Annotated in this window: 6 protein-coding genes; all 6 read right to left on the bottom strand. The window is 59.4% G+C overall.

Annotated elements, in window-relative coordinates:
* Positions 1 to 106: 106 nt before the first annotated feature.
* Genes tsaD through acpS form a run of 6 tightly spaced genes read right to left on the bottom strand, consistent with a single transcriptional unit; the run spans position 107 to position 6,930 of the window.
* Positions 107 to 2,491: a tRNA (adenosine(37)-N6)-threonylcarbamoyltransferase complex transferase subunit TsaD gene (tsaD, locus tag DXB98_RS09755; RefSeq protein ID WP_117743981.1), complete on the bottom strand. Its 2,385-nt coding sequence runs from the start codon at positions 2,489 to 2,491 to the stop codon at positions 107 to 109.
* Positions 2,478 to 2,984 carry a tRNA (adenosine(37)-N6)-threonylcarbamoyltransferase complex ATPase subunit type 1 TsaE gene (gene tsaE / locus DXB98_RS09760; RefSeq protein WP_117743982.1) on the bottom strand — a complete coding sequence of 169 codons (507 nt, stop codon included), beginning with the start codon at positions 2,982 to 2,984 and terminating at the stop codon, positions 2,478 to 2,480. Before tsaE ends, tsaD begins: the two co-directional genes overlap by 14 nt.
* Before the next feature lie 12 nt (positions 2,985 to 2,996).
* Positions 2,997 to 3,617 (bottom strand): uracil-DNA glycosylase, encoded by a 621-nt coding sequence (locus DXB98_RS09765; RefSeq protein WP_006235848.1) that lies wholly within the window; start codon positions 3,615 to 3,617, stop codon positions 2,997 to 2,999.
* Between the two features lie 8 nt (positions 3,618 to 3,625).
* Complete coding sequence (alr, locus tag DXB98_RS09770) at positions 3,626 to 4,771, bottom strand: alanine racemase (protein WP_117743983.1); 1,146 nt, start codon at positions 4,769 to 4,771, stop codon at positions 3,626 to 3,628.
* A gap of 2 nt (positions 4,772 to 4,773) precedes the next feature.
* Positions 4,774 to 6,390, bottom strand: a complete 1,617-nt coding sequence (locus tag DXB98_RS09775) for an NAD(P)H-hydrate dehydratase (protein WP_117743984.1) — start codon at positions 6,388 to 6,390, stop codon at positions 4,774 to 4,776.
* Positions 6,391 to 6,930, bottom strand: a complete 540-nt coding sequence (gene acpS / locus DXB98_RS09780; RefSeq protein WP_055252164.1) for a holo-ACP synthase — start codon at positions 6,928 to 6,930, stop codon at positions 6,391 to 6,393.
* Positions 6,931 to 7,075 lie beyond the last annotated feature (145 nt).

Genomic DNA, 7,075 nt, shown 5'->3' on the forward strand with positions numbered 1-7,075 from the left:
AGGAGGCCACTTAATGTGGCCTCCGTCGTGAGCAGGACTGTCCGAGCAGGAAAGTTCATATGTGGCCGCTGGCGCCCGGGCAGCGCCGGGGACCGCACGAACACGACTACAGCGTCATGTTCGGATCAGCGTCGACGTCGAACGGCGAGATTTCTCCTCGGTCGAATTTACGGCGAGCGACCTCCGCGATCATGGCGGCGTTATCGGTGCAGGCGGACAAGGGCGGCACCGTTACACGAATGCCCTGACGTCCAAGCTTCTTGATCATCATCTCGCGCAGATGCGGATTGGCCGAGACGCCGCCACCAATGCAATACTCCTTGCACCCGGTAGCGTGCAGGGCGTTTTTGGCCTTCTTGTACTGCACGTCAAAGACAGCTGCCTCAAACGAAGCTGCCAGATCGGGCAGGTGAATCGTGCGCCCGGCCTTGGTCTCCTGTTCAATGTAGAGCGTCACAGCGGTTTTAAGGCCCGAAAGCGAGAAGCGATAGTCTCCTCTGCTGTTAAGCGCACGGGGGAAATCGATCGCGCGGGGATTACCCGTCTCGGCCAGCTTGGAGATGATGGGGCCACCGGGATAGCCCAGACCCAACGCCTTGGCTACCTTGTCGAAGGCCTCGCCCACAGCGTCGTCGAGCGTCTCACCGAGCACCTCGTAGTCGCCCCACGCCTTCACGTGCACGAGCATGGTGTGCCCGCCCGAGACAAGCGTGAAGATAAACGGCGGTTTGAGGTCGGGTTGCGCCAGCAGGTTGGCAAACAGATGACCCTCAAGATGATTGACGCACACGAGCGGCTTGCCAGCAGCGTAGGCAAAGCCCTTGGCAAAGGCGACGCCCACCACCAGGGCGCCCACCAGGCCCGGACCCTGCGTCACGCCCACGGCGGCAAGCTCACTTGGTGCAATGGCTCCGCCCGTAAGGCCCAGCGATGCTGCGGCATCCTCGAGCGCCGCATCCACGACACTCACAATCACCTCAACGTGTTTGCGCGAGGCGATCTCGGGCACCACGCCGCCAAAGCGGGCATGGAAATCAATCTGTGTCGACACCTGGTTGGCCAGCATATTGCCATCCGCATCGATAATCGCCACGGCCGTCTCGTCGCAGGAACTCTCGATAGCGAGCACTAGGCGGCGGCGCTCAATTTCGGCACGCTCCCCCTCGGAGCGCCCAGGCGCAGGCAGCGGCCATACGTGCTGCTCTGCCGCCGTCGGCTCGGGCGAAGCATTGTCGACCGGAAGTACCAGGGGCAGCGGGGCCGTCATGACGATGGCGTCCTTGCCGGCACCATAGTAGCCGCGGCGACGGCCAGCCTCGGTAAAGCCCAGAGCGTTATAGAGCGCAATCGCGCCCTCATTGCCGTCCTCAACCTCGAGCGAAGCCGTGGTGCAGCCGAGCATCTGGGCATCATAGCTCACGTGCGACAGCAGCTTGCGGGCAATGCCCTCACGGCGATGTGCCGGGTCGACGGCGACATCCAGAATCTGCACATCACCGTCCACGACCATACCGCCGGCAAGGCCCAGCAGCTTGCCGTCGTCGTGTGCCACCCACCAACTACGCGGCGCAGCAACGTCCTCGCCCAGTTCGGACAGGAACATGCCCGGCGTCCACGCCTCGTGTCCGGCACCTTCAAAGCAGGCAGCCTCCAGTGTGCTCGCGCCCTCGGCATCCGCCGCGCCCATGGGACGGAACTGCAGATGACGACCGGCGAGCTCATCGGCAACACCCGTAATTTCGCTCTGCGCACTCTCGGCAAGGCCAAGACGCCTGCGCTCGTTTTCCTCGGCATCCGAAAGGCGCGTATAGATCGGCAAGACGCGAGCCGGATCACCGTCGCCCGTGGCATGCGCCAGCAGCAAGCCCTCGCCCGAAGGCCACCAAAGGTCGCGCTCCACGCAGCGAGCCGTCTCGCCCTCACTCAGCAGCTTGCCATAACGCACCAAGCCATCGCCGGTCAGCTTTACCTGACCCCAATCTGCGGCTTGGCGCCACCCGTCAAGCGCCGCGGCCGCCTTGGCCACGCGCTCACGCTCAAACAGGCGCTCAGGGCCCTCGTCCCCCAGCACATACAGCGCCGGATACACCTCGCCGCGCATGGCATCGGCAAGCACACCGAGTTTGCCGCGCACGCCGGCCTTCCATGCCGTCCAGGCGCAAGCGTCAAGCGTCGACACGCCCAGCAGCGGCACGTTGGCACCGCGCGCCAGACCTTTTGCGGTGGAGATGCCGATACGCACGCCCGTAAACGAACCCGGGCCGCGACCGACCACATAACAGCCGACATCGCTGCGATCCAGGCCGGCCTGCCCCAGTACGCCATCAACAGTATTCACGAGCTCCACGTTGGCATGACGGCGACACAGATGGTCCCCGCTCACCAGCTTCGCCTCGCCCGTCTGCGCATCAATCCAGCTTGCCGCGCAGGCAAGCATGTCGGTCGAAGTATCGAGCGCCACCACCAGCGCGCTGTCGTTATGCAAGCTCATCTTGTACAGCCTTATCTATCAAATGGGAAAGCTCCTTCGCGCGCTCGCCGTGCGCCTCGAGCGCTATCGTTCGCACGTCGCTATCGTCCTCGTCGCGCTTAAGCGTCACCGAAAGATACTCGTCCGTCAGCTCATCCTGAAACTGCTCGCCCCATTCCAGTAGACAAGCGCCCTCATAGCCCAGCACGTCAAAAATGCCCGTATCCTCGAGCTCGTAGGCATGCTCCAAGCGGTATAGATCAAAGTGAAACAGCGGAATACGACCTTGATCGTGGACGGCCATGAGCGCAAACGTAGGGCTCGTAACCATATGCCCATCGCCCAAACCGCGCGAGACGCCCTTGGTAAAGTGAGTTTTGCCCACTCCCAGGCCACCGGTCAGGATGAGCACATCGCCGTCCTCAAGGCACGGTGCAATTAGCTCGCCAAAGTACTCCGTATCGGCAGCGCAAGTCGTTTTGTAAATACCTACCCCCAGGCGCTCCAGGGACATACATGCTCCTTATTATTCCGAGGCGTCCTCTGGCGCGGGATGTCGCTCCAGATAGTCGCCCAGCATCTTAAAGTCTTCCTCCAGCAGCTCCTGCCACGCCGGATTGCGTAGCGCTGCTGCCGGATGGAACGTGGGCATAACTACAAAATGCCCCATCTGATGGAACCTGCCGCGCAGCTTGGTAATGCCGATCTCGGTCTTGAGCACAAAGTGCGTTGCGGGGTTGCCGAGCGTCACGATGATATCGGGCCAGATGCTTCGAATCTGCTCGCGCAAAAACGGTGAGCAAGCCAGCACTTCCTCGGGGCGCGGATTGCGGTTTCCCGGCGGGCGGCACTTAAGCACGTTGGCAATGTAGACGTCTTCGCGTTTGAGCCCCGCCAGCGACAAAATGCCGTTGAGGTCCTCGCCTGCCGCCCCCACAAAGGGCTCGCCCTGCAAATCCTCATTGCGGCCCGGCGCCTCGCCAATAAACATCACGCGAGCGCGGGGGTTTCCAACGCCAAACACGATATTGTGACGCGACTGGTAGAGCTGGCAGAGGTGACAATCGCCCAGAACGGCCTCAATTTCCTCGAGTGCGACCTCACGTGGTGCCTGATGGGTATGGCCGGGGATGTGCATGACGCCCATAGCGGCTCCTACACGTAGACCTTGTCGAGACGCATGCCAAAGCCGCACGCGACCTCGTAGTTAATCGTTCCGCGCAGTCGGGCCATCTCGTCCATGGTAATCTCGGCATCTCCATCGCGGCCGACAATGATCATCTCGTCACCATACTCGGCCTCGGGAATCTCGTGTGCCGGGTTGGACTGAATGGCGACCATAAACTGGTCCATGCAGATATTGCCAACCTGATGCACGCGCTCGCCGCGATACAGCACATCCATACGATTGGAAAGCGTACGCGATAGGCCATCGGCATAACCGATCGGCAGCGTGCAGATCTGAACGCGCGTACGCGGTACGCGGTAGGTAAAACCGTAGCCCACGCCCTCGCCCATCGCAGGGTGTGCCACGCGCGTCACGCGCGCATGGACGCTCATAACGGGATCAAGCTGCATCACGCGGCCACTCAGCTCGCACGGCTGCATGCCATACAAGCCGACGCCGGCGCGAATCATATCAAAATGCATCGAGGGGTCGAGCATCGAGGACGGCGTGTTGGCGCAGTGCACGATACCGCACTCAAAGCCCGCATCCTTAATGGCCTGAACGGCCTCGGTAAAGCGCTGACACTGCAGTTTGTAGTCCCAGCCCGAAGGTTCATCGGCCGTGGCGAAGTGCGTAAATACGCCGTCGCACTGAATACCGCGATGGAAATTAATACCGCGGACAAAGTCGAGCACCTGCGTGTAATGTACGCCAATGCGGTTCATGCCCGTCTCGATGGCGAGATGATACTTGCCCACCTTGCCCGCCGCGACGGCACATTCGCCATACGCAAGAGCAAAGTCGGACGTATAGACCGAGGGCATGATATCAAACTCGAGCAACGTCGGAATGGCCTCGATAGGCGGCTCGCTTAGGATGAGGATGGGTTTCGCAATCCCGCCCTGTCGGAGCTCAACGCCCTCGTTAACCGTCGCCACGGCAAACATGTCGGCACCGGCCGAATACATGATCTTGGCGCACTCAACAGCTCCATGACCATAAGCATCGGCCTTGACCACGCAGCACAGGCGCTGACGCGGATTCAACAAGTTCTTATAGGCCCTCGTGTTGCGACGGAGCGCCCCGCGGTCGATCTCGACCCAGGACCAGCGCGTCAAATCGGCTTTATTCATGCTTAGTCATCCGACCCTTCGTCCATGATTCCCAGATCTTCGAGCGCGTCCTTTGCCGCCAGCTCCATGGCAGGACCGATCAAGTCGATAAGATCGGTTGCGATAACGCTCTTCTCACCATACTCCGTCGCCGCGGCAAAACCGGCGTAGCTGTGAAGTGCGACGGCGTACGAATACAGCAACTCCCAACGATCCATCTCGTCGCGCATGGTGGCAAGCGTGCCGGCCAAAATACCCGCCAGAACATCACCCGAACCGGCAGTTGCCAGAGAAGCCGGACCCGAAAGTGGCAGCAGCACGCGCTCAACACCACAGATAGCCGTCGTCGGCCCCTTGGCAATGACCACCAGATTGTCGGAGCCTGCAGCCCAAACAACCTTCTGCGCGGCCGCAATCGCGGTACCAAGGTCGTTCACCTCGTCACCGGCAACCAGACGCGAAAGCTCACGATAGTGCGGTGTCATAACCAACGGCTGCTCGCGGCGATACATCTCGGGGTTACTATCAATACCGTCAATGGCAATCTTAGCAAGGCAGTTGAGTGCATCGGCGTCCAAAATTAGCGGTACATCAAGCTCGAGCAAGCCCGAAACCACCTGCATAGCGCCGGCAGACGTCGTCATACCGGGACCGCACAGCACGCAGCTGTACTTCTTTGCGATCTCGCACACCGTCATGCGCGCAGCGGCGCCAAAGGAGCCGCGGGAATCAGACGGAATAGCAAAGACGGGAATCGAAGGAAGTGCCATGCGAATAAGATTGGCACAGGCGTCAGGAGCCGCGACTGCCACGTAACCAGCACCCGCGCGAGCTGCAGACTTGGCCGCCATAATGGCAGCACCAGGATATTGCGCAGATCCGGCGACAATAAGCACAGAGCCACGGGAATACTTATCAATATTCGATGGTAGCGGAGCAAAGTAATCAACTAAGTCACCGGGCTCGACAATCTCGGCGGCGTGGTCGACATCATCGATGACCTCGTCAAGACGGTCGTAAAGATTGCCGCAGGTCAAATCTCCAGCATACTCAGGACCATCAGCGCTATACAGACCAATCTTGGGCGCAATCATCGTCACCGTGCGCTCGGCACGAATGCAGTCGTCATCAACAACGCCCGTCTCGGCATTCAGGCCCGAGGGGACATCAATGGATACGACACAATCGGCGCATTCATTGACCGTAGGAATCCAAATGGAGAACGGCGCACGCAGATTCCCGTGGAAACCGGTACCAAAAATGGCATCAACAACAACATCGGCCTTATCGATCAAAACCACGAGTTCGTCACGCGAGGGACCGACGCAAACGTGCACATCGCGGCCGGCAGTTCGACGAGCAACATGACGTGCCAGAGCAGCAGGAATCTCATCCGGCTCAACCGGAGAAACGATATCCACGTCCACACCCTTGTGGCTCAGGATATCGGCGGCAACCCAACCGTCGCCGCCATTATTACCAAAACCGACCAGAACGAGAACCCGATCGGGATTGAGCTTCAAGACCTCGTTGGCGGCAAACTCACCCGCTAGCTCCATAAGCTCGGCCTTCGAAGTCCCTTCGCGTTCGATGATATCCTCGAGACGAACGACTTCTTCGGTACTCAAAACCGGTTTCATCTATGCTCCTAGCGTATCTTGCGAAGCATCGCCCAGGTGCTCCGTCAATGCTGAATTCTGCAGCTGTTCAAGCTCATCTAAAACAGAGCGAGCCTCTTTAAATGTCTGCGCAACGCGTTTCTTGTTGCTCACCTTTTCTTCCTTAGGCTTAGGTCGAGCATCCTCGGTGATTGCAATGGCATTAGCGACAGCCAAGTCACCCGTAAGGGTAATAGAAAGGGCGACCTCGACAACACCCAAATCCTGGGCGATTTCGAGAGCACGACCAGAAAGCAGAGCCTTCGGTTTGCCGAGTTTATCACGCGTTACCGAAACATCCTTGCGACCCACGCCTTGACTAAAACCCGTGCCAAGAGCTTTAAGCACCGCCTCACGCGAAGCAAAGCGGCTAGCATAGTGAGCAGCGGGACGCGATGATGCATCGCAATACGCACGCTCTTCTTCGGTAAACACACGCCGAGCAAACGACGGCGTCTTTTCAAGAATTGATTTCATGCGGGAAATCTCGACGATATCAACGCCGATACCAGCTTCAGCCATGTTCACCTCCATATCGCACAGACTAAGTTATTGTAGCCCGTTCACAGAAGATGCGACAAACGAGGGTTATAAAACACAGCTACTATGTGAGACAAAAGCCCGTAAACGCAAAAAGGGGGAGGCCGCGAGGCCTCCCCCTTCTTCA

Origin of the sequence: Collinsella sp. OM07-12, from assembly GCF_003438275.1 — a bacterium.
GTDB lineage: Bacteria > Actinomycetota > Coriobacteriia > Coriobacteriales > Coriobacteriaceae > Collinsella.